This window comes from Shouchella oshimensis (assembly GCF_004375095.1).
Lineage (GTDB): Bacteria > Bacillota > Bacilli > Bacillales > Bacillaceae_D > Shouchella > Shouchella oshimensis.
Genome location: NZ_SNUX01000004.1, coordinates 856017 through 879537, shown reverse-complemented (window position 1 = coordinate 879537; position 23521 = coordinate 856017). Strand labels below are relative to the sequence as shown.

The following is a 23521-nucleotide window of genomic DNA, read 5'->3' as shown; positions in this document are numbered from 1 at the left end:
CGGCGTTGCTCCGTCAGACTTTCGTCCATTGCGGAAGATTCCCTACTGCTGCCTCCCGTAGGAGTCTGGGCCGTGTCTCAGTCCCAGTGTGGCCGATCACCCTCTCAGGTCGGCTACGCATCGTCGCCTTGGTAAGCCGTTACCTTACCAACTAGCTAATGCGCCGCAGGCCCATCCCTTAGTGACAGCCGAAACCGTCTTTCAAAAGAGAATCAGGTGATTCTCTTTATTATCCCGTATTAGCTCCGGTTTCCCGGAGTTATCCCAGTCTAAGGGGCAGGTTACCTACGTGTTACTCACCCGTCCGCCGCTAACGTCCGGGAGCAAGCTCCCTTCTGTCCGCTCGACTTGCATGTATTAGGCACGCCGCCAGCGTTCGTCCTGAGCCAGGATCAAACTCTCCGTTAAAAGTGTTTGACTTGCTCATTTGCACAATTTAAAGCTGTGTCTAACTTCATTGACGAGATACCTTGTATCTCTTTTTACGCTTGGCTTTTGTTCAGTTTTCAAAGAACTCTTATTGTTTTAGCAACTTTTATATCTTATCAGAAGCTAACCCGAAAGTCAATCATGTTTTTTCTTAATTTCTTTCGTGCCGCTTGTGTCTATCGCAGCGACAAGAAATAATATACCACCCTATAAATAAATGCGCAAGGCTTTTTTAAAAGTTTTTTTATAAAAAAGATCTGCTGCTCTTCTAAAGCAAGAACAGCAGAAGTAACATTGTGGTTATTCTCCTTGTTCTCTGTTTCTCATTTGCGGAAATAACAGGACATCACGTATTGACGGCGCATTTGTCAACAACATAACTAATCGGTCAATCCCGATTCCTAAACCACCTGTTGGAGGCATACCATATTCCAGCGCTTCTACAAAGTCTTCATCCATCATGTGGGCCTCATCGTCTCCTTGCTCGCGTTCTACTAACTGAGCTTCAAAACGTTTACGCTGATCAATTGGATCATTTAACTCAGAAAATGCATTTGCGTGTTCCCGACCAACAATGAACAATTCAAAACGGTCAGTAAAGCGAGGATCCTCTTCGTTCTTTTTTGCTAATGGTGAAATGGCCAGTGGATGTCCATAAACAAATGTCGGCTGAATAAGAGACTCTTCAACAAAGTGTTCAAAGAATTCGTTTACGACATGTCCAAAGCTCATTGTTTCTTTAACAGGGACACCATGTTCTTTTGCAAGAGCGCGGGCTTCTTCGTCACTCATCTCTTGCCAAAAATCAACACTTGTTTTTTCTTTAATAGCATCTACCATATGAATTCGTGTCCAACCAGGCGCAAGGTTTACTTCATCGTCACCATATGGAACTGTCGTTGTACCAAGCACTTCTTTTGCAATATGCGCAATAACCCCTTCTGTTAACGCCATGATGTCTTTGTAGTCTGCATAAGCTTCATATAGTTCAATCATTGTGAATTCAGGATTATGACGGGTTGATACTCCCTCATTTCTAAATACACGGCCAATTTCATATACTTTTTCCAAACCACCAACAATTAGACGCTTCAAATGAAGTTCAATGGCAATTCTCATATAGAGTTCCATATCCAACGTATTATGGTGCGTCACAAATGGACGCGCAGACGCTCCACCTGGAATGCTGTGCATCATCGGTGTCTCGACCTCTAAGAAACCTTGATCATCAAGATAGCGGCGCATAACTTGGATAATTTTACTACGGGTTATAAACGTTTTTCGAGAATCTGGACTTGTAATAAGGTCAAGATAGCGCTGACGATAACGTTGCTCTACATCTTTTAAACCATGATATTTATCAGGTAAAGGACGTAATGATTTACCTAATAGTGTCAGCTCTGTCACTTTTACAGACATCTCGCCTACTTTGGTTTTAAAAGGACCCCCAACAATCCCAACTAGATCTCCAATATCAAGAGACTTAAATAGATCATAAGAAGCTTCGCCAACTGCATCTTGACGAACATATATTTGAATTTGTCCAGTTAAATCTTGAATGTGTGCAAATCCTGCTTTGCCCTTACCACGCTTTGTCATTAATCGGCCAGCCAACACGACTTGTTCTTCTTTATCTTCTAGCTCTTCTTTTGTGTATGCATCAAACTGGTCAACCACCTGCTGTGATGTATGAGTGCGATTAAACTTCCCACCAAATGGATCAACACCTTGTTCATATAACTGATTTAGCTTGTCTTTTCTTACAGCTAATAAATCATGTAGCTCTAATTCTTCCGTCAACACTCTCAACCCCTGTTCTCTTTCATCGAAAAAGGGCAGATTAACAGATCTGTCAATCAAACCCCTTATTCATCAAGTTATTTAGAAGTGTACTATAAAGCTAGCGCCTTTGCTAGTTCATCCTCGTTAAAAATTAAATCGATTAACGCCGTCACTTACACAGACAGCTCAACCTCTCATTTTAGGAACACTTTACCCTTCACACGTACCATCTATCCCAGTTAGAGCTGCATCATATCCTCTTTTGTAACATCTAAACTTGCACAAATTCGATTAATTAATTCATCATCAGGGTTTCGAATACCACGTTCAATTTCTCCTAGTAAAGAAACAGATACATGGATTTCTTTTGCAAAATCCTGCTGTGTATATCCTTTTAACTTTCGATAGGCTCGTATGTTCCTACCCCATTCCATTGCTTCCACCATCTCACACCCTCTTTATCATTAAACTGCTTGTTTATGACTTCACTTAGAGGTAAACCGCTTTTCTCGCTCTTTATCTTAGGTGCAATTTCAGCTAGAGGAACTAAAACGAACGCACGATCCCACATTCTTGGATGTGGAATTTGTAAATCATCTACATCGAGTCTTACCCCTTCATATAGTAAAAGATCAAGATCCACTGTTCTTGGTCCGTTCACTATTTCTCTCTCTCGGCCCAACACTAATTCAATGTCTTGCGTCATTTCCAAGAGTTCAAGGGGATGGTAACTAGTTGCTACCTCAATAACCATGTTTAAAAATGGGCCTTGATCTTCGTAGCCGACGGGGTCTGTTTCATATATGGAAGATGCACGAACAACTTGAATGCTTTCATCAGCTTGAAGGCGTTCAACCGCTACCATTAAGTTCTGTTCCCGATTTCCTAAATTCGATCCGATGGCGATAAATACTTGACTACTCATTGCGACCTCTTTTTAATTCCACTGCCACAGACTGATAGTGACCTGGTATAGGCGGATCTGGCTTCGTTACTTTAACTGTACACGCTACTACTTTTTCATAGGAGTTGAGCAGCTCGTCGCAGATTGCTTTTGCGATTGTTTCCACAAGTTTAACAGGCTTTCCTTCAACAATTTTCTTAACGCTTTTATAAATTTCTCCATAATCAACCGATTCTTTTAGCTCATCATCTGCTGCAGCCTTTTCTAAGTCTAATTCAAGAATTAAATCAACTAAAAATCGTTGTCCCAATGTATTCTCTTCGGTGAACACCCCGTGATAACCATAGAAAGATAGTTGATTCATATAAATTTTATCCAACTTCATCACTCCTTTGTAGCATAGCATCCATCATCAACGCCATTCGCTTCATCTCTTTTACATCGTGAACTCTTACAACACTCACACCTTTCGTTATGCCTAAGCAAACGGTTGCGCCAGTGCCTTCTACTCTTTCATCGACTGGTAGCTGTAGCGTTTTAGCAATCAATGATTTTCTGGATGTCCCAAGTAAAACAGGGTACCCTAAATCAACAATTTGGTTTAGCTCTCGCATCACCTCTAAGTTTTGTTCATATGTTTTCGCAAATCCAACACCTGGATCTAGCCAAATTCGTTCGGATGTCACACCTGCATTTGTACAAATTGAGATACTCTGCGACAAATCGGCTAACACATCATCCATAAAAACGCCGTACGGGACTTCATCCCGATTATGCATCAATATAATGGGTACTTCATATTTAGCAGCTATATAAGCCATTTGCGGGTCGGCCTTTGCACCCCAAACATCATTAATAATCGAGGCTCCTGCTTGTAATGCCGCTTCAGCTGTTTTGGCTTTAAATGTATCAATGGAAATCGGAACATCAAAGCGCTCAACTAACTTTTCAATGACCGGACAAGTTCGCTCCATTTCTTCATCAATAGAGACTGGCGTGTAACCCGGGCGAGTGGATTCACCGCCAATATCAATTAAATCAGCACCTGCTTCAATCATATCGGCTACTCGACTAATTGCAGCATCGACGTGATTAAATTTACCTCCATCGGAAAATGAATCTGGCGTCACGTTAAGAATTCCCATTATTTTTGTTCTTGATCCTTGTCTCACTTCCATATCAAGCCCCTTACTCATTTCCAGTCCTCTCTTCCATCTTTATCGCTAATTGGTACGATTTTGCTAATTGCTCCGTAATTGTATAACTCGCTAGCGATTGATGATCGACTGAATGAACGGCTACAATGCCTTGTATCGCATTTGTTAAAAATACTTCGTCAGCTTGAGCGAGCTCTTCTTTTGTATAAAAACCTTCTTCGACTTTTTTTCGATTCTTTTTACACCACGCCAATACGTATTGGCGAGTCACTCCATTTAAAATACCCGTTTCAAGGCTAGGTGTATACACGCTACCGTTTTTCACAAAAAACAGATTCGATACAATACCCTCTGCTGCATATCCTTCTGCTGTATAGAAAAGCCCCTCTGTATTCGGTTGATTACCTAGTTCTTTTTTGGCCAACACATTGTTTAAATAATGATGTGACTTATATCGCCTGTTACCCTCAATTGAATTCCTATTAAGCTTTAGCGACACTAAGCTCTTGGCTGCAGCTGGCAATGGTGGTAATGCTTTTACATATACAATTTCCTGTGGGTCGAGAAACGGCTCGTTAGCCAATCCAATCTCTCGAATACCAGCTGACACATTCCAGCGTATATAAGCTTCTTGTAAATCATTTTTCTTAAGAAGCTTACGAACAGTGCGATAGACAACGTCCTCTGTAAGTACGTATTCAAAGCCTAGTTCTTGAACACTTACATTAAGCCTCGCCAGATGATGATCTAAAAGAAAAATAGCATCATTTCTTACAGCAAATGTTTCAAACAACCCTAATCCATAAAGGAATCCATGATCATAGGGTGATATGGATGCTTCTGTATCCTGTACAATTTGACCATTTACACTAATGTACACGAAACCCCACCTTTATACGTTTCGACAAATTGACGCAACATCCTCTTTCCTTCAGTGGTCAGGATTGCTTCCGGATGAAATTGTACGCCCTCTAACGCATACTCTTTATGACGAATTGCCATAATTTCTCCCGAAGCTGTTTCTGCACTTATGTCAAAGCAAGACGGGAGCGTCTCTCGTTCAACAATAAGAGAATGATAGCGTGTTACTCTTAGTGACTCGGGCAAACCTTCAAATAACGTTCGTTTGTCATGTTGGATGTAAGACGTTTTTCCATGCATGAGCTGGTCTGCCTTCTTTACAACGCCACCGAATGCTTGTGCAATCGCCTGATGACCAAGACAGACGCCTAATATTGGTATCCTGCCACTGAATGTACGAATGACGTCTAAACTAATACCCGCTTCATTTGGCGTGCAAGGACCTGGCGAAATCATTATCATCGCTGGTTTCAACACCGTTTCAATTTCCTCTATGTCAATTTTATCATTACGTCGAACGACTAGCTCTTCTCCCATTTCACCTAAATATTGCACTAGATTATACGTAAAGGAATCATAGTTATCAATCATTAAAATCATTGTTTGATTTTCGCCCTCTCTTTAGCAATATCATACGCACGCCACAGTGCTTTTGCTTTTTTTAGGGATTCCTTGTACTCGGCTATTGGATTTGAATCAATGACAACACCGGCACCTGCTTGAACATATGCATAGTCACCTTGACAAATCATTGTTCGAATGACAATATTCAACTCCATATCGCCATGGAAACCAATCCACCCGATTGCACCTGTGTATAAACCCCTTCTAACAGGTTCGAGCTCTTCGATTATTTCCATCGTTCGCACTTTTGGCGCTCCGGTAATCGTTCCTCCAGGAAACACTGCCCGAATACAGTCATATAACGAGTACCCTTCCGCAAGCTTGCTTTTTACATTTGAAACCAAGTGCATAACGTGAGAGTATTTTTCCACTACCAGTAGCTCATCTACTTCAACACTCCCATATTCACTCACTCTTCCAAGATCATTTCGCTCTAAATCCACAAGCATCACGTGCTCCGCAATCTCTTTTTCATTAGAGAGAAGTTCTTCTTTCAGCCGTTGATCCTCTACTTCGGTTCTGCCTCTTGACCGTGTACCGGCAATGGGCCGTGTACTCAGTTCATCGTTTCTTTTCTTCACAAGTAATTCAGGAGAGGCACTAACAATCTGACGTTCAGGAGCATGAATGTAGCTCATATAAGGAGAAGGATTAAGCTCTCGTAGTGCTTCATAAATATAGATGGGCGGAATGTCATTTCGTTTATGATGTCGAACAGACAAGTTGACTTGGAAGACGTCACCCTCGCTAATGTACGTCTGAATTCGATCAACCGCTTTTGAAAATTCTTCTTCACTCATCGTACCAGCTAATGGAGACGATTCCTCAGAAAAAGAAAACGTGTCATGCTCTGCAGCTTGTACCCCTTCTTGAGACCAAATGGCTTCGTACGTCCTTAACCAGTTATCTAACTTCTTTCCGTCATTACCATTCACACAAATCCAAAGTGCTTTTTGTACATGGTCATACACAAAAACATGTTCAAAGACCATAAAATACACTTCTGGTAAATGTAAATCGTCCACTGCACTAGTTGCTAACGTTTCAATTTGACGTACATAATCATAGCTAATATAGCCTAGCGCGCCGCCTTGAATAGGAGGGCCTCCCTCTAACAATGGTTCATTTACTTGATACGATTTTAAAACAAGTTCAACACTCTCTAATAATTCCCCGTCATACGTTTTCGTTGTTCCATTTGTTTGTACAGTTAACGTTCTATCTTTCCCTTCAATAATGGCTTCTGGTTTTAAGCCCATAATGCTATATCGTCCAGAACGTCCACTCTCTAAGACAGCATAGTGTTGTTCTTTTTCTGTTAATCGTCGAAATGCGCAAAACCATTCACTTTCTGGCATTGGCAACGTCATTGTTTTTGTTAAACGATCAGACACATTCTTTCCCCCGTCCATAACTATATGGACTCATTTTACTAAACTACTAACAATAATAAAAGCAGACTCTTATTGAGCCTGCTTCTTTTTATTTCCCGGGGAGTAAAAAATCCCCTATTATGCTTTTGCTTCTTCTTCTTCGAATTGATAAAGTGGCGTGCTAAGGTAACGCTCACCATTTGAAGGAATAATCGCGACCACTTTTTTACCTGGACCTAACTCCTTCGCGAGTTGGAGCGCTCCGTAAATAGCTGCACCAGAAGATATTCCCCCTAGTATTCCCTCTTCTTTTGCTGCTCTTCTTGCATACTCAAACGCTTCATCCGTTGATACTTTTAAAACTTCGTCGTAAACTTCCGTATTTAAGATACCAGGTACAAATCCAGGTCCAATTCCCTGCAATTTATGGGGACCAGGCTTTCCACCAGATAAAACTGGTGAATCCTGAGGTTCAATAGCAACGATCCTTAAGTGTGGAAAGTTCTCTTTTAACAAGCCGCCAGCCCCTGTAATCGTTCCACCGGTTCCAATACCAGCTACAAAACCATCTAATTGACCATCTACTTGCTGCAATAACTCTTTACCAGTTGTCTCACGGTGAATCTTAGGATTTGCACCGTTTTCAAACTGTTGTGGCATGAAATGGCCTTCTTCACTAGCTAGTTCAGTTGCTTTACGAATGGCACCACCCATACCTTCTGGCCCAGGAGTTAGTACAAGGTCTGCACCGTATGCTCTTAATAAGTTTCTTCTTTCTAAGCTCATCGTTTCCGGCATAACAAGCTTAGTCTTATATCCTTTAGCCGCTGCAACCATGGCTAGGCCAATTCCGGTGTTACCACTAGTAGGCTCAACAATAACAGTTCCAGGCTTTAATTCTCCAGCTTCTTCGGCTGCATTAATCATAGCAAGGGCAATTCGGTCTTTTACACTGCTTCCAGGGTTTTGATATTCTAACTTTAAGTAAACATCTGCATGCTCTTCTGATGTTAAACGATTTAACTTAACCAATGGGGTATTACCAATTAATTCAGTAATGTTGTTGACGACCGTCATACTGAAAAGCCTCCTCTAGATTAATTCCTAGTATTTTTATGCGATTTACAAAAATAATAGCAGACATTTTCTGATAAGTCAATTAAAAAGAACAGAGCTAAATTAAAAGGCCGGAACGCTAAGGTTCCAACCTCTTATTTTGCGAAATCGAGAAGCGATACAAGCTCATCTTCTGTAAATGTATACGTTTCGTTACAGAAATTACACGTCGTCTCGGCTCCTTGATCTTCTTTAATCATTGCATCAATCTCTGCTTGACCTAGGCTTATAATAGCATTGGCTATCCTTTCCTTTGAGCATGAACAGTTAAACTGTACAGGTTTGGTTTCTAGTAGCTTTACATTGCTTTCTCCTAAGAGCGTGTGAAGGATTTCTTCTGGTGATAAACCTTTTTCAACAAGCTTCGAAACAGCAGGAACATTGGATAGACGTTGTTCAATATCCGAAATGGTATGTTCTTGAGCGCCTGGCATCATTTGAATGACGAATCCTCCAGCAGCCAGAATCGTTTCATCTGGATTAACGAGCACACCAACACCTACAGAGGAAGGCGTTTGTTCGGAATTTGCAAAGTAATAGGTAAAATCATCTCCAATTTCACCAGATACAAGTGGTACACTACCTGTAAAAGGCTCTTTCATGCCTAAGTCTTTCACAACAGATAACGTTCCCTCTGTACCAACGACACGGGCTACATCCAATTTACCTTGGCTATTTAAATCAGGACTGACGTGAGGGTTCGTTACCGTTCCTCTTGTTGATCCATCTGCGTGGCTATCAACAATCACTTGCCCAATCGGACCGTTTCCTTCAATTCGAACCGTTAATTTCGCCTCGCCCTTCAGCATAGAAGCCATCATTGTACCGCCCATCATCGCACGACCGAGAGCAGCTGATGCCGTTGGCCACGTTCCTTGCCTTCTACATGCTTCAGACACCATGTCGGTAGCTGTTAAAGCAATGGCTCTCACTTCTCCGTTGTATGCTGTTGCTCTTACTAAATAATCATTCATTGCGTACACTCCTTCTTACTTATTTCGATCATATATTTGCTTTAAACCTTTATGTGTTAAATTCTGATCCACATATTGAATCTGCTTAGAATCTTCTGCATACAAATGCACAAGGCCTCCAGTTGCAATCACAACGGCGTGAGGTTGTGATACCTCTTTTTTCATGCGTTCAATCATACCATCAATTAAACATAAATACCCGTAATACGTACCACTATGAATGGAACTAAGTGTTGTCTTATTAATGACTCTTTCTGGTTTTTGTAATTCGACACGCGGTAGTCTGGAAGCATTTTGAGACAAAGCATCAACCGAGAGGGCGGGACCTGGCGCTATCACGCCACCTCGATAACGGTGTTTTTCATCAATGTAACAAAACGTTGTGGCTGTACCTATATCAACCACAATACAAGGAGCTTGATACATCGATAAAGCGGCAACAGCGTTTGCAATTCGATCCGACCCCACTTCTTTAGGATCTTCGTAAAGAATGTTTAGGCCAGTCTTTACGCCCGGGCCAATTATAACGGGTTCAACGTTAAAATAGTCTCTGCACATTCGCTTAAAACGATGCATCATGCTTGGCACTACTGATGAAAGAATCACGCCTTCTACTTCTGAAAAAGAATAATCCCGATGTTGAAAAAAACTATATAGAAGCATACCGTATTCATCACTTGTTTTTTCTGTTGCCTTTGCCATTCGAAATAGAGTTTCAAGCTCATTTTCTCGGAAGATTCCCGTTACAATGGATGAATTTCCAATGTCTATCGTTAAAATCATGTCGTCTCCCCCTGAACAAAAAGAGAGTGCGGCTGCACTCTCTTTAGGTGTTATTCTTTTCGATCGTTTGGATCCTCAGATGCTGGACGATTTTCTTCCATATTCGTCGTCTCCTCGTAAGCACCTGTTAAATCCTCTGACTCGTCTTTCGATTGAATGTTCACTTTCACGTCATCATCTTTTCGATTTGAATGATGATTTTCAGGAAGCTTTCCTTCGTTAATAAGAGACTGAATTTGTTCCGCATCTAACGTTTCTAATTCAATTAGCTTTTGCGCTACAAGATCTAGACTATCTTTATTTTCAATAAGAATTTGTTTACAACGCTCATAAGAGTCCTTAATAATACGCTGTACTTCTAGATCAATCTCATGGGCAATCGCATCTGAATAGTTTTGCTCGTTTTGGATATCTCTTCCTAAGAAAACTTGACCACCAGAAGTTGAACCGAATTGCATTGGTCCAAGCTTATCGCTCATACCATACTCTGTTACCATCTTCCTCGCAATAGCGGTTGCACGTTGGAAGTCATTGTGAGCGCCAGTAGATACTTCTCCAAATTGCACTTCCTCAGCTACACGTCCACCAAGAAGCCCGACAATCTTGTCTAGTAGTTCAGGCTTTGTCATAAAGTAGCGATCTTCTTTTGGAAGCATCATCGCATACCCACCTGCCATACCTCGAGGAACAATTGTTACTTTGTGAACAGTGTCAGCACTTTCTAGCTTCACACCTACGACGGTATGACCAGCTTCATGCCACGCAACAATGTTTTTCTCCTTCGCGGATATCACACGGCTTTTCTTAGCCGGACCAGCAATAACACGGTCAATAGCTTCTTCGATGTGTTCCATACCTATTTCTTTTTTATTATCTCTTGCAGCGACCAACGCCGCTTCATTTAAAAGATTCTCTAAATCAGCACCTGAGAAACCTGGCGTTCGTACAGCAATTAAATCAAGCTTAACGTCTTCGCGTAGAGGCTTGTTACGTGCATGTACATGAAGAACTTCTTCACGTCCTTTTACATCAGGAGCATTAACTTGAATTTGTCTGTCAAAACGACCTGGACGTAATAACGCCGGATCGAGAATATCTGCTCGGTTTGTTGCAGCAATGATAATAATTCCTTCATTTGCACTAAAACCATCCATTTCAACAAGCAATTGGTTCAGGGTTTGTTCACGTTCATCGTGACCGCCACCAAGACCTGCTCCACGTTGACGTCCAACTGCATCAATCTCATCAATAAAGATAATACATGGAGAGTTTTTCTTCGCATTTTCAAAAAGGTCACGCACACGTGATGCACCAACACCGACAAACATTTCAACGAAGTCAGAACCACTGATAGAGAAGAAAGGAACACCAGCTTCTCCTGCAACAGCACGAGCTAACAATGTTTTACCCGTACCTGGAGGACCTACTAAGAGGACACCTTTCGGAATACGTGCGCCAATCGCCGAGAACCGTCTTGGGTCTTTTAAGAATTCAACCACTTCAACAAGCTCTTGCTTTTCTTCGTCTGCACCAGCAACGTCTTTAAATTTCGCTTTTTTCTTCTCATCACTAACCATCTTCGCTTTGCTCTTACCAAAGTTCATGACGCGGTTTCCACCACCGCCGCCACCACCTTGAGCCGAACTCATCATAAAGATAATAATTAAAACGATAAGTAAGAATGGGGCAATAAATAATATAGTTGTAAACCAGTTGCTCTGTTCTTCTTCTGGTTCGATCGAGATCTCAACGTTATCAATCTCTGCTAAGAAACCAGTCGTAACCTCAGAGTTAAAAACAGATGTAGAGAAGTTTTCATCTTCATTTTGATCTGTGAAACGTCCTGTTACAATAAGAACACCACGCTCTGGTTGAACATTTATGCTTTCAACCTCGCCTTGCTCAAGTCTTTCAATAAATTCATCGTATCGTACTTGAGTTGTCTCAGATTGATCACTTGTCACAGCATTCACTGCAGCAATTACAACGACCATGACAAGAACTAAAATTAAGACAGTACGCAACGTACGTCCTTTCATCCTTTACCTCCTCCCACATCCAACAAAACTGCACCTATCTTACCATAACACGTTCGTGGACACCAATAATTAGCCTTCATAAACTTCTGGCTTTAAGATGCCTACGTACGGTAGGTTTCGGTAGCGTTCTGCGAAGTCTAATCCATATCCAACAACAAATTCGTCTGGAACAATAAACCCGGTTAAATCCGGCACTAAATCAACTTTTCTTCCTTCAGGCTTATCAAGAAGGGTAACCACTTTTACAGACTTTGCTTTGCGGTATTTAAAAAGCTCAATTAAATAGCTTAACGTTAAACCACTATCAATAATATCTTCTACAATGAGGACATCTCGACCTTCTACTTTTGTATCTAAATCTTTGACGATTTTCACTTCACCTGAGGAAACCATACTTTTTCCATAACTTGACACATCCATAAAATCCATTTCCAGGTGTGTATCGACAGATTTAACTAAATCAGCCATAAATGGAAGCGCACCTTTTAAGACACCTACGAACAAAGGAAAGCGGTCTTTATACTCTTCCGTAATAGTATGCCCTAATTCTTTAATTTTCTCCTGGATCTGTTCTTCGGTTAGTAAAATCTCTTTCATGTCGTTCTTCATCAACCGTCTTTTACCTCCTGTTATAAACCATTTGCTTTTTTTTAAGTGTTCCCTACAAACGCGATTCGTACATAGTGGTCAACTGCTTGTTGTTTAGGCAACTCCGCCTTATGTAGTAAAAGAATCCACAGTATGTTACCTGCCGAATCAACCAGTAAAGGCCAGTCATGCCTACGGGGTAAATCAATTTTTCGGTCAATGAACACACGACTTACTTTCTTTGAACCGTTCACGCCTTTTGGATGAAAACGGTCCCCTGATCGTCGATTCCTTATGAATAAGGGGGACGAAAAACTTGATACTGGGATATACATACATTCCACTGTTTCATCACCACAAGTAGAAACGATTTCCGTACGAATCCTTCCTAACGGCGTAGTGATGATCCCTGGCACAGCCAGTTCTAAACAGTAATTATCTGATTCCACATAAACCTCTTGCGTAAACCTGTAGCAATTGTTTTCTCGGTAAACTTTTAACCCATTGCGTAAGTCAATTGAAGCAAAGTTCGAATGGCTTTGCAGGAAAAGCTCAATTTGCTCTATGTATGAAGAGAAGTCACGGACTATCCCTTTGTTATACAGACAATTTAATATTAGATGAATCACCCTTCTTTGTAAAGGAATCGCTAATTTAAGATAGCGATCTTTGTCAATTGTGACTGTATCCTTCTCTTTTACTATAATTATTTCGGCTAATTGATCTTCTGCAAGCCCCATTAGTACTTTATTATCGTCATGTTGCCATTCTTCAAAACGTCTAATATGTATGGTATTTAATGGATTCTCCTTTTTTAATTCAGGGACAACGTATTTTCGGTATCGGTTTCTTGTATAGCTGTCAGACTCATTACTTGAATCGTCCCGATGAAGAATTTTTTTTTCAGTACAATACTTAAGTATAGCTTCTTTTGTTACACATAGAAGGGGTCTGATGAGTCTCCCGTGTTCAAATTGTCTTTCCATAGCGATTCCTAATCTTAAATAAGGGGATGTGCCGCGGTTTAACTTCATTAAAACAGATTCGGTATTGTCATCTCCATGATGGGCTGTTGCTAAAACATCGGCGTTCACACGGTTCATTTCTGCAGCAAACGCCTGATAGCGGAGCGTATGAGCCGCAGCTTGTGTCCCTACTTTTTCTGTCTGTTTTTCTGCAAGCACATCAACGCGATACTCTCGAAAGTGAATATTCCTTTGTTGACACCAATTCTGAACAAACATACGATCTTCCTCAGACTCATCTCCTCGTAGCTGATGATTTACATGAACCACATGAATCGTCAATGACCATTCCGCCCTCATATCAGATAGCAACGACAACAGAGCCATTGAATCCGCACCGCCAGAGACAGCTACAAGTACTGTCTGCCCTTTTTCCAGCAATTGATTCTCTATCATAAAACGCTGCACTTCTTGCTCCACTGTTCAATCACGCCCTACTTAAAACATCTTTAATACTAAGTATAGTGTAATTAATAGGCCAACAAAAGTCATGAGCATAAATAACTCTGTATATCCATAGCTTTTTTTCTGCTTATTGACCCGTGACATTCTTGTAGTAGAATGACGATTAAGTGTAGGTGAGGATTCTGCTTGATACTGGCTTCGCAGCAGATCCTGTTTCATCTCACCTGCTTGTATATAGTGTCCATGGAGTGCTCCAATCATACTCTTCTTAAACGGCTTTAACTGATCGGACGATTCAATCATTTTTTTCAACTGTGCAAGCGGCTTTTCTGGCTGTTTTCTTAACTGCTGGGGATAGGCACAGTGAATCATTAAAATGGCAACAGAAAAAAGATCATAACTCACTTCTGCCTTTCGGCTTTCACCAAGCCAGTATCCTCGATCATATAATTCTGTATACTCTTTAATGGCCCGGTCTTTTTTTGTTGTACCACCTACATCTAACAAACGGACGCTCGTCGCATTTTTTGTGACAATAATATTTTCTGGTTTTATATCACCGAATATCCATCCATGATCATGTAGAGCTTGCAGTTGGTCAAGCAGCTGTAAAACAACAACAGAGAGCCATTCACTGCCTTTCCCTTCCATGAAGCGTAAAAAATCGATCCCTTTAATATATTCCATCACATAAAAAGGAACGATTGACTTGCTTCCTGCTTGTACATAATCGTCTACTTCATATAAATAAGGCCCAAGACAAGTATCTTGAACCTTACTTAACTCTTTCAGTACATTGACTTCTTGAGCGATAGACATGTGATCAATACCAAACTTTATTGCCACTTTCCGTTCACTTGAGTGTGCAAGATAAACCGTACCTGTTACCCCTTCACCTAGCTTGCGCACAATTGAATACTGCTGTTGATTCCATTTTCCAGTAACAACTGTTCCAGGAGTAAACCTTTTTTGCTTAGCCGAAGAGTTGGTCGTCTTCATGTTCCATTACTCTCCTTCTTGAGCGGCTTTCTTTCATAACAGAGAGAGCTGCTTTTAATGCCGGACCAGTGGGTGTCATCCCACCCGAAGATAATTTACTTAGTAATTTATTTAAACGGTTTAACGTCGGTGAAAAATCCATCACTTTTTCGATAGGATGTTTTCGTCCAGGGAATGTATAAACGGCGAAAGACGTATCCCCTGTTCTAGAGTGTAAACCAATTGAGAGATCTTCCAATGCTTCTTGAACTTTAGTGAGTTTGTTTCCCATACTTGCACTCGTATCAATGAGAATACAGACTTCCAGATGAGCCGTTTCACTAATTTCATCAACGACCTCCATTACCTCCCCTCTTTTTTCAGGAGGTAGTGAATCCATTTCTTCTCCGTTACCTAAGATTTGCTTCAATTCTTGGTTGATAACACCATGTAAGGTTTGCGTCATCGCTTTCTGCGTTACTACTTGAACCGTTTGCGATAATTGTCTTGCATACACAATCTCACTTACTCCACCACCAGCATCTGCAATAGCTTCTACTTCGTTTAACCCATGGGCATTTTCCTTTTGATCACCCATAATTCCGATAACGTTGACAGCGATTCCGAATTCCTTTGCCAGTCGAGCAATGGCAATTGGATCTTCCCCATCGTTTGAATAACCGTCTGTTATAAGTAAGATTTGCTTTAAAGTCCCTTTCATTGCATTCCCTCCAGCTAGCTTTTAGTCTTACAAGCATCGCCATGAAGGTGCCCTTTTATACGCTTACGTTCCAGTTGCTTGCTTAAAGAATGTTCTTCCTTTCTTTTGTTTTTGAACTTTAGGATGAATGGGAATAGAAGTCCACTTCGGCTTGTGTAACTTTATTTGCGTAACGACAATCGTCATATCATCTTCTATAATGTTACCTTCTTCTGAGCGAATGACCCGCTCTAAAATGATATCGGCCACTTCTTGTGGATCATCTGTAGCAATTTCAGAAATAATGCGTTTCATCCACTGTTCTCGGTTCTCCACAGATCGCTTCGCTTCTAGCACGCCGTCACTACACATAATAAGTAAGTCTCCATCTCGCAGTTGTTCTTGTACGACTTCCACTTCAAACTCGGGAATGATTCCCATCGGTAAGTTACCAGCCTCCACTTTTGAGACTCGGTTTCCACGTTTTATGAAACTTGGCGTCGATCCAATTTTCAGAAATTTAGCATGGGCATCATTCATATCAATCATCGCCAAGTCTAATGTCGAAAACATTTCCTCCGTATTACGTAGAGACAGTATGGAGTTTACCGACTTTATCGCTACGGTTTCTTCTATACCCGATTGAAGCACCTTTTGCAGTAGTGCTAGCGTTTCACTACTTTCTAAGTACGCTTTCTCACCATTCCCCATTCCATCACTAATGGCAATGGCGTATTTATCACTATTAAGCTCAATCATTGAATAATTATCTCCAGATAACCATTCGCCTCCTTTTGCCACTTTTGCTACTCCTGACTCCATCACAAATGCTTGAGCGGAACCAAACGATAGATGACTGTAGCCATTTGCATAAAATTGCGGTTCCTCCCGTTTTAATATAATTGTTTCTTTCACCAAGTCCGACAGCATTGGTGCAATAATTTTTTCTGCTTCTCCGTTGTCATGATCGCATTGAACGCTCATCTCAATTTCAATTCGTCCGCTTTCAATGCTGTAGATGTCGATGTGACCAACGTCCATCCCCGCTCCACGTAATGCATCAACCATGTACTCCTCTTGAATTAAATGAGGCTGCTTCTCTTTTTGAATTTCTTTAGCAAAATCCCCCATCACTCTTGACACGCCTAACAATTGATCTGCTACTAAGCGTTGACTCTCCTGAACTTGCCGCTTTAATTCCTTATTGGCTCGATACTGATTTGTCTCCATATGAATCGCTGCAATTACTTGATCAGGCTTACGGCAATGGCTTCTCCATTGGCGTTGCAATTTTGGATCACTCATTGTCCCATTCACTTCAATGTGTTCAACCATCTTCGCCATTGAGTCGTACGTTTGGTTAAAATTTTGAACCCAGCATTTTTCCTTCATCATGCACGTTTGGCATGTTTTTTCCGTGACGTGACTTAGCAACACATCCACATCGTTTGAATGCTGTTCTTCGTCACTTTTTTGCTGAACTTTAAAACTGTTTGAGAGCGTTTGAAAAAGCGAAGAAAAGCGCTCGACTCGTCCGGCTGTTGCATCTCGAACTTTTCGTAAGTACTGCTGTTGCTCTTGAGCATGTTCAACTGTACCAGGTATATACTTCGCTATCGACCGAAGCCAACTTCTTGGGGTTAGTAAAAACAACGCAATGGCAATACCTGTTTCGGCTACAGTTGCGAAAATACTACCGCCTCCATCACCATACAGTCCTATTAATAAGGTACCGACTAGTAACCCAAAAGCTACGCCAATGCGATTCCCTTCCTTTAATAATCCACCTAATAAACCAGCAAATGCGAGCAAACTCATTTGATACAAGCTCGCCACACTAGCCAAGCTCAATATCAATCCCGTTACAACGCCGACGGTAGATCCAATCGCCGCCCCGCCTACAAAGGCGAAAATTAACACTAAATAGCGAGCAAGACTATGCTGCATGACTACATCATTTAATGCCCAGCCTATCGTCCCCGTCATGACAGAAGCAAGCAAAATAATAAGACAAATGATTTCCTCATTTCGCAAAGCTTGTCCGCCCCGTTTTCCTGTAATAAGCGGAATGCTCTGCACAAAGATCATTGTTAAAATAAAGCTTAATCCTGCCTCAACAGTTGCCATCATTAATGCATATTGACTAATGGTTCCAGTTGTTACAAAGACTAAACCAAGTCGAGTTACTATGCTCGCTCCAAATACTAAGTAAGGTAGGGCTTTTCCTGGTTGGTCTAAGAATGTTTTCGCACCTCTATATAATAAAAGAAAGATCGCCATTCCTATTAAAGCGAAGATTATTTCTCCATGATAACTAAATACTGTACCTGCTAGTAACGCCGCACCAGCTATCAGCGCATGATTTCGCCGCAGTAAAAAAACCGAGGCCAAAAATGGTAAGATAAACGGTGTAAGCTCAGCTAAGATCATCGCTCTTCCTAGAAGGAATCCGACAAGAGCAATTAATAAACCCCATTCAAAGAAAAGTGTTTTACTCATGTTTTTCAAAGCTTGTCCACTTACTTGTAACCGGGCTTGTACATGATTTATTCTTTCAAAAGCACCTGTAGCTAAAAGCGTTCCGTTTGACTTCTCTGTTTTCACGATTGCGCCACCACCTATTTAGATATCGTAGTGTCACTATACCAACTGTAAACAACAGAATTTGTCAGAATTACGAAACATTATTAAAAAGACTTTCGACCTTCTTCGGCTTAACTAGCAAAAAAAATTCACAAAAAGTAACAATTTAAAGAAGGTGACTAGCATATCCTTGCTAGTTTACACTAGCTTTGCCAACAAATGACGGACAAAAATACGTTTAAAAATAGAAAAATTGGTTCTAAGGCACAAAAAAAGATGACCCTCTATAGGAGAGTCATCTTTTTTCTTTGATAGCGGCGGAGGGGATCGAACCCCCGACCTCACGGGTATGAACCGTACGCTCTAGCCAGCTGAGCTACACCGCCATGTTTTTCACGACGCTTATTAATATACTTCTTTTTTTTATTGAAGTCAATAGGAATTAAAAGAAAAAAGAGTGATCATCTCACTCTTTCTCTTAACCATTCGTTCTATATAACGGACGATACGTTACACAAGCTGCATGTTAACCTCGTTTCGCACCTCTGCCGCCACGTTTTGATTCTGTTTGACGTTTAATCGTCGTTAGGCGTTCCTCACTATCTTTTAAGAAACGGCTCATCTTATCTTCAAAAGATGGTGTGACACGCGGTTTGCTACCACCTCGGAAACCACCTGACTGACGATTCGGACGCGGTGAATCAGATTGAGAAGGGCGAGACGGACGAGGCGGTCTCTTTTCTTCTACTGGTTTGTCAATGGCTTTGCGGATAGAGAGTCCGATTTTGCCATCATTTTCTACATTGACGACTTTAACGGTAACCTCATCGCCGACTTTTAATAGTTCATTAATATCTTTAACATAGTGATCCGCAACCTCACTAATGTGCACAAGTCCTGTTTTTCCTTCTGGCAATTCAACGAATGCACCAAAGTGTGTAATACCAGTAACCTTGCCTTGCAGCTTGCTGCCTGCTTCTATGGACATGAAAACGTACATCCTCCTTAAAATTTTAGGTAAATTCCATACTTGAAAACATTATACTCGACAGCAAAAAAACGTGTCAATCGCTGTTTTGCTTCGTTACGTTAATTCTTTGCTCACCAGGCAATGTAAGGAAATAATCTCTTCTTGCAATTTCCATAATATACTCTACGTCTTGATAGTTTTCAATTTCTTGCTTTAAGAAATCTCGTTCTTCCAATAACGAAGCTTGCTCGGTTTGCAAGTGCTCAACCTCTGTCTTTTTTTCACTAATTTGAGCTGATTGTTTAAACAGTGTCATACCGCATACAATCATTAGAATCCCGAACACGACGCCCATAAATGTCAAGCGTCTATATAGTCCTTTACGCCGCTTTGATTGTCGATCTAACTCCTGTTGCCGTTGTTCCATGTACTTTGTATCAATTTCTCTTATTGTTGCTCGTTTAGACGCCACACTACTCACCTCTACTTCTTCTTCATTAAACGATCGCAGAAACCCTTTATTTTTTCAAAGATAGGCTGTCCTTTCTTGGCAACTTTGACAACGCCTAGAAGAGACAGAACAAAATAAAGAGGCTTCCATAACAAATAGAAGATAAGACTCCACAATGTAAGTACTATCATCATAGCGAAACGCCTACAAATGTGCAATAACCATTTTACAGGATTAAACAACAGCGTCTTTATAACAATCACTAAGAAAGCAAAAAGTTTTTTGAAGAAAAAGATTATCCCAGTAAGCACCTTGTTGTATAAACGTTTAAACATGGCTTGATATGCAGCAAACCCAAGCATAAGAGCAATGAATACAAAAATGCGAACTTCTCCAAAATTGACCTGATAAAGGATATAGAAAACGAGTAGAGCCTGTACCGTCCAAAAACAAAAGTCTGCTACTGCTGTTTGAATGTCGAAGGAATGTTTCTTACCAATAAACCGATGATAGGTATCTAAAGCCGCTCCGAGCCATACGCCCATCGCGGCCATTGATAACATTGATAGAAACTGCACAGTGAGTGTCATTATTTAAATAGCTTTCCAAATAATCCTTTTGATTTCCCTTGCTGATTCTGGTCTACATAAATAAGATCGTAAATCTTTCCTTCTATTGACACATTCCCTTGCTCGACATTTAAATTTTTCATATGCAAATTTTGACCTTTAATCGATAAGTAACCCATGACCGTTTCCAATAAAAACTCTTCATTGTCAAAACTATCTACTTGCTTAACACCTGTAATATCTAATTGTTTGCGACCTTTAATGGTAATATCGTGGTCGTTGTTTTTTCTTTCCCTTCCCATTGGTGCTCCAAACTCGTAGTTTGTTTGATCCATTCTATGCACGCTCCTCGAAAAAACAGTTCTTTACTTGATACTTATGCAATGCTTAAGTATGGTAGAACAAGCTATTTCTTACGAGAACAAGGAGAGTGTTAAATGACCGTCTATTTACTTACAGAGACGTTTGATGAGCAGAGTTCGATGTCGCCACAGGTACAGCACATCCGGAAACACAAAGACTCTATACGTGCACATGCTAATATTGTATTGTGTACATCTTCTTATTTGACGGAATCAGACGACGCAGCTTTACTTTACGACGCCTTACAAAAAAGCAGCTGGCCTAATCAAGCCGTTCTTATGATTAACGATGACACGGTTCTTTCTTATAACGTCCATATCACACTTCTCTCTTTTATCCGCTATATGAGAGCCATCATACTGCCTAACCTGATGCTACAACAACTAACAGGTGAACAGAATGAGTCGCAAGCCATCCGTAAAATTTTTCAAAACCAACAGCTTACAACCCTCTATTTATCTCATCAAAAGACGTATGTTCGTTTCACAAAAAATTCTACGAATGGGACAGAACCTCGGTCCATTCAACAAGTAATTACTGAGCTTCAACACGACTTATAAAAAAAAGATATGTAGTGGACAGAGACGCCCTACATATCTTACGTAAATTCAAGTTTTTTACGTTTATCTTTATGTTTGTGTTCAATTTTTATTTCTTGGTTTCGCTGTTTAAACTTTTCATTATGAGAAGAAACAAATGCTTGTTTAGTAGCAGCTGGATCTAGATATTGCTTAACGCCATTCACAGCTGTAGCACCTTCAACAAATGCACCGGAGATCAGCTGAAGCTTACCTGCGTGCCTTGTCACATCTCCAGCAGCAAAGATACCAGGTTGACTGGTTTCCATACATGGTGAAACACGGACAAATCCATCTGCCTCTAACTCTAAGCCCGCTTCCATTAGAAAACACCCGTCCATCTTCATGCCGTGGTTAACAATCACAGCGTCAATGTCAAATCGCTCCTCAAGTTCTGAATCACAATGCGAAAGAGTCACTGAATCAATGGATGTTCGCTCACCATGTAGCTCTTTAATTTGAAATGGCGTTCGTAGCTCCACTTTTGATTTCATATGAGCAACGTTTTTTTCGTGCCCTCCAAAATCGTGCCTTCTGTGGCAGACAATGACTTCTTTTGCAACACCCACTAATTCATTTGCCCAATCTACCGCAGCGTTTCCGCCTCCTGATATTAACACCCGCTTATCTCGAAAGCTTTCAATTTGAGTCACCGTGTAATGAAGGTTAGCCACCTCAAAACGATCCGCACCCTCTAACTCTAACTTCTGCATCACAGGTATGCCGTGACCTGAAGCCAGCAACACCGTCCTACTGTAATGCTTCTCACCTTTATCATTAAAAAGTGTAAACGTTCCGTCAGGCTCACGCACCATCTTCTCAATATGTTCGTTTGTGCAGATTGTTGGATCAAATGTATTTGCTTGGTTCACTAATTGATCAATAAGAGTCGCTCCCGGTGTAGGTGGCATGCCGCCTACATCCCAAATGATTTTTTCTGGATAAAAGAGGATCTTTCCGCCCAATTCGCTATTATATTCAATTAATTTTACTTTTAAGTCCCGCATTCCCGCATAAAACGTACTGTAAAGCCCAGCAGGCCCAGCACCAATAATTGTAAGATCGTACATCTCGTTTTGTTGCACGGTCCTTCCTCCAATTTCGCTAGGATAATGAAAATCATTCTCATATATAAATACAGTGTATGCAACAATCGCCTGAATTTCAAGTCAAATCTTTTACACAATCGTGTCAATTCCTCAGTCGCGACGATAAGGTTTTCTTTTGATTTCTATTTGCGTTACCTTTATAGTTACTAGAAAAAGCATTCTGAGGAGTGATTTATGTTGAGCAAACCTAAAGTATTCTTAGCACACCCTGTTCCTGAAAGCGCATTAACGTACCTTTCCCAGCATTGTTCGTATACGATATGGGATCAACACAAGCCACTACAAAAGGATGATTTAAGAAACATTTTGAAACAGGTTGATGGGGCGTTACTTACCGGTCATGCAGTGGATGCAGCACTTGTAGAAGGGTGTGACCAATTAAAAGTAATTAGTACGGCAACAGTTGGCTATGACAAATTTGATCCTATAGAATTAGCAAACGAGGGTGTGTTGTTGACAAATACCCCTTATGTATTAGACGAAACGGTAGCTGATCTTCTTTTCGGTCTTATTTTGTCAGGCGCCAGAAGAATCGCTGAATTACATACTCACATACAAAAAGGGGAATGGCGCAAGGGAACTCCGTCAAGTGCATTATTTGGACAAGATGTTCATGAGAAGACAATCGGTATTGTTGGGATGGGACGAATTGGTGAAAAAATTGCTCACCGAGCCAAGGAAGGATTTGGCATGAATATTCTCTATCATAACCGCTCTCACCGACCTGAAGCCGAGAAACGTTATAACGCGGAGAAAGTGGAATTAGATGATCTACTTTCACGCTCAGATTTCGTCGTATTAATGGTTCCTCTGACTGATGAAACGAAGCATTTAATAGATAAGGAAGCTTTGTGCAAGATGAAATCATCTGCATTACTCATTAACGGTGCTCGAGGAAGTGTCGTTGATGAAAAAGCCCTCATTGAAGCGTTACAGAATAATGAAATCTTTGGTGCCGCCCTCGATGTGTTTGAAACGGAACCATTACCGCAGGATCATCCATTTTTAACGATGAAAAATGTTACTCTAACTCCTCATATTGGCTCGGCTACTGCCGCTACGAGAGAAGCGATGGCGATGCGCGCCATTGAAAACCTAGTTGCTGGTGCCAAAGGCGAAACACCAACGGATGTTGTAAAAGGCTAAAAGAAAAGCGTACC

Annotated in this window: 24 protein-coding genes, 1 tRNA gene and 1 rRNA gene (1 of these 26 running past the window's edge); 2 read left to right on the top strand and 24 right to left on the bottom strand. The window is 40.9% G+C overall.

Features of this window, described 5'->3' with window-relative positions:
• The 23 genes from E2L03_RS19855 to yabP all read right to left on the bottom strand — a co-directional run.
• A 16S ribosomal RNA gene (locus E2L03_RS19855) occupies positions 1-408 on the bottom strand (it extends 1140 nt beyond the left edge of the window).
• A 321-nt stretch (positions 409-729) separates the two neighbouring features.
• On the bottom strand, positions 730-2229 hold the full coding sequence (gene lysS, locus E2L03_RS19850) for a lysine--tRNA ligase (protein WP_134260203.1): 1500 nt from the start codon (positions 2227-2229) through the stop codon (positions 730-732).
• A 221-nt stretch (positions 2230-2450) separates the two neighbouring features.
• Entirely contained in the window at positions 2451-2654 is a 204-nt protein-coding gene (locus E2L03_RS19845) for a helix-turn-helix transcriptional regulator (RefSeq protein ID WP_134260248.1), read from the bottom strand.
• Positions 2606-3136, bottom strand: a complete 531-nt coding sequence (folK, locus tag E2L03_RS19840; protein ID WP_038484985.1) for a 2-amino-4-hydroxy-6-hydroxymethyldihydropteridine diphosphokinase — start codon at positions 3134-3136, stop codon at positions 2606-2608. The genes E2L03_RS19845 and folK overlap by 49 nt, the downstream gene beginning before the upstream one ends.
• Positions 3129-3494 carry a dihydroneopterin aldolase gene (folB, locus tag E2L03_RS19835; RefSeq protein ID WP_134260201.1) on the bottom strand — a complete coding sequence of 122 codons (366 nt, stop codon included), beginning with the start codon at positions 3492-3494 and terminating at the stop codon, positions 3129-3131. Before folB ends, folK begins: the two co-directional genes overlap by 8 nt.
• Entirely contained in the window at positions 3487-4311 is an 825-nt protein-coding gene (gene folP, locus E2L03_RS19830; protein WP_134260199.1) for a dihydropteroate synthase, read from the bottom strand. The genes folB and folP overlap by 8 nt, the downstream gene beginning before the upstream one ends.
• Positions 4304-5152, bottom strand: coding sequence for an aminodeoxychorismate lyase (gene pabC, locus E2L03_RS19825; RefSeq protein ID WP_134260197.1), 849 nt, complete (start codon positions 5150-5152; stop codon positions 4304-4306). The genes folP and pabC overlap by 8 nt, the downstream gene beginning before the upstream one ends.
• A complete protein-coding gene (gene pabA, locus E2L03_RS19820; RefSeq protein WP_038484973.1) occupies positions 5137-5733 on the bottom strand; it encodes an aminodeoxychorismate/anthranilate synthase component II in 597 nt (198 codons plus the stop codon). The genes pabC and pabA overlap by 16 nt, the downstream gene beginning before the upstream one ends.
• A complete protein-coding gene (locus E2L03_RS19815) occupies positions 5730-7169 on the bottom strand; it encodes an anthranilate synthase component I family protein (protein WP_134260195.1) in 1440 nt (479 codons plus the stop codon). Before E2L03_RS19815 ends, pabA begins: the two co-directional genes overlap by 4 nt.
• Positions 7170-7268: 99 nt before the next feature.
• Positions 7269-8207 carry a cysteine synthase A gene (gene cysK, locus E2L03_RS19810; RefSeq protein WP_038484970.1) on the bottom strand — a complete coding sequence of 313 codons (939 nt, stop codon included), beginning with the start codon at positions 8205-8207 and terminating at the stop codon, positions 7269-7271.
• A gap of 134 nt (positions 8208-8341) precedes the next feature.
• Complete coding sequence (gene hslO / locus E2L03_RS19805; RefSeq protein ID WP_038484967.1) at positions 8342-9220, bottom strand: Hsp33 family molecular chaperone HslO; 879 nt, start codon at positions 9218-9220, stop codon at positions 8342-8344.
• A gap of 15 nt (positions 9221-9235) precedes the next feature.
• Entirely contained in the window at positions 9236-10003 is a 768-nt protein-coding gene (locus E2L03_RS19800; protein WP_038484964.1) for a type III pantothenate kinase, read from the bottom strand.
• A 50-nt stretch (positions 10004-10053) separates the two neighbouring features.
• Positions 10054-12042, bottom strand: coding sequence for an ATP-dependent zinc metalloprotease FtsH (gene ftsH, locus E2L03_RS19795; protein ID WP_051667709.1), 1989 nt, complete (start codon positions 12040-12042; stop codon positions 10054-10056).
• 69 nt (positions 12043-12111) lie between these two features.
• Positions 12112-12651, bottom strand: a complete 540-nt coding sequence (hpt, locus tag E2L03_RS19790) for a hypoxanthine phosphoribosyltransferase (RefSeq protein ID WP_176463705.1) — start codon at positions 12649-12651, stop codon at positions 12112-12114.
• A gap of 41 nt (positions 12652-12692) precedes the next feature.
• On the bottom strand, positions 12693-14075 hold the full coding sequence (gene tilS, locus E2L03_RS19785) for a tRNA lysidine(34) synthetase TilS (RefSeq protein ID WP_134260193.1): 1383 nt from the start codon (positions 14073-14075) through the stop codon (positions 12693-12695).
• An 18-nt stretch (positions 14076-14093) separates the two neighbouring features.
• The gene (gene prkT / locus E2L03_RS19780) at positions 14094-15059 is read right to left on the bottom strand and encodes a serine/threonine protein kinase PrkT (protein ID WP_134260191.1); all 966 of its coding nucleotides are present in this window, start codon (positions 15057-15059) and stop codon (positions 14094-14096) included.
• A complete protein-coding gene (locus E2L03_RS19775) occupies positions 15034-15759 on the bottom strand; it encodes a vWA domain-containing protein (RefSeq protein WP_038484952.1) in 726 nt (241 codons plus the stop codon). The genes prkT and E2L03_RS19775 overlap by 26 nt, the downstream gene beginning before the upstream one ends.
• 63 nt (positions 15760-15822) lie before the next feature.
• A complete protein-coding gene (spoIIE, locus tag E2L03_RS19770; protein ID WP_038484949.1) occupies positions 15823-18345 on the bottom strand; it encodes a stage II sporulation protein E in 2523 nt (840 codons plus the stop codon).
• A 288-nt stretch (positions 18346-18633) separates the two neighbouring features.
• Positions 18634-18707: transfer RNA gene (locus tag E2L03_RS19765), tRNA-Met, on the bottom strand.
• A gap of 140 nt (positions 18708-18847) precedes the next feature.
• Complete coding sequence (locus E2L03_RS19760; RefSeq protein ID WP_038484946.1) at positions 18848-19309, bottom strand: S1 domain-containing RNA-binding protein; 462 nt, start codon at positions 19307-19309, stop codon at positions 18848-18850.
• A gap of 76 nt (positions 19310-19385) precedes the next feature.
• Complete coding sequence (locus E2L03_RS19755; protein ID WP_243839553.1) at positions 19386-19763, bottom strand: FtsB family cell division protein; 378 nt, start codon at positions 19761-19763, stop codon at positions 19386-19388.
• Positions 19764-19774: 11 nt separating this feature from the next.
• Positions 19775-20332 carry a spore cortex biosynthesis protein YabQ gene (gene yabQ / locus E2L03_RS19750; RefSeq protein WP_055737736.1) on the bottom strand — a complete coding sequence of 186 codons (558 nt, stop codon included), beginning with the start codon at positions 20330-20332 and terminating at the stop codon, positions 19775-19777.
• The gene (yabP, locus tag E2L03_RS19745; protein WP_078439973.1) at positions 20332-20646 is read right to left on the bottom strand and encodes a sporulation protein YabP; all 315 of its coding nucleotides are present in this window, start codon (positions 20644-20646) and stop codon (positions 20332-20334) included. The genes yabQ and yabP overlap by 1 nt, the downstream gene beginning before the upstream one ends.
• A 102-nt stretch (positions 20647-20748) precedes the next feature.
• Between yabP and E2L03_RS19740 the strand changes: the two genes are divergently transcribed.
• On the top strand, positions 20749-21234 hold the full coding sequence (locus tag E2L03_RS19740; protein WP_055737735.1) for a hypothetical protein: 486 nt from the start codon (positions 20749-20751) through the stop codon (positions 21232-21234).
• Between the two features lie 38 nt (positions 21235-21272).
• Here E2L03_RS19740 and E2L03_RS19735 read toward each other — a convergent pair whose 3' ends face one another.
• Positions 21273-22322, bottom strand: a complete 1050-nt coding sequence (locus E2L03_RS19735; RefSeq protein WP_134260246.1) for an NAD(P)/FAD-dependent oxidoreductase — start codon at positions 22320-22322, stop codon at positions 21273-21275.
• A gap of 213 nt (positions 22323-22535) precedes the next feature.
• Between E2L03_RS19735 and E2L03_RS19730 the strand changes: the two genes are divergently transcribed.
• Positions 22536-23507, top strand: a complete 972-nt coding sequence (locus E2L03_RS19730) for a 2-hydroxyacid dehydrogenase (protein ID WP_124743009.1) — start codon at positions 22536-22538, stop codon at positions 23505-23507.
• Positions 23508-23521 lie beyond the last annotated feature (14 nt).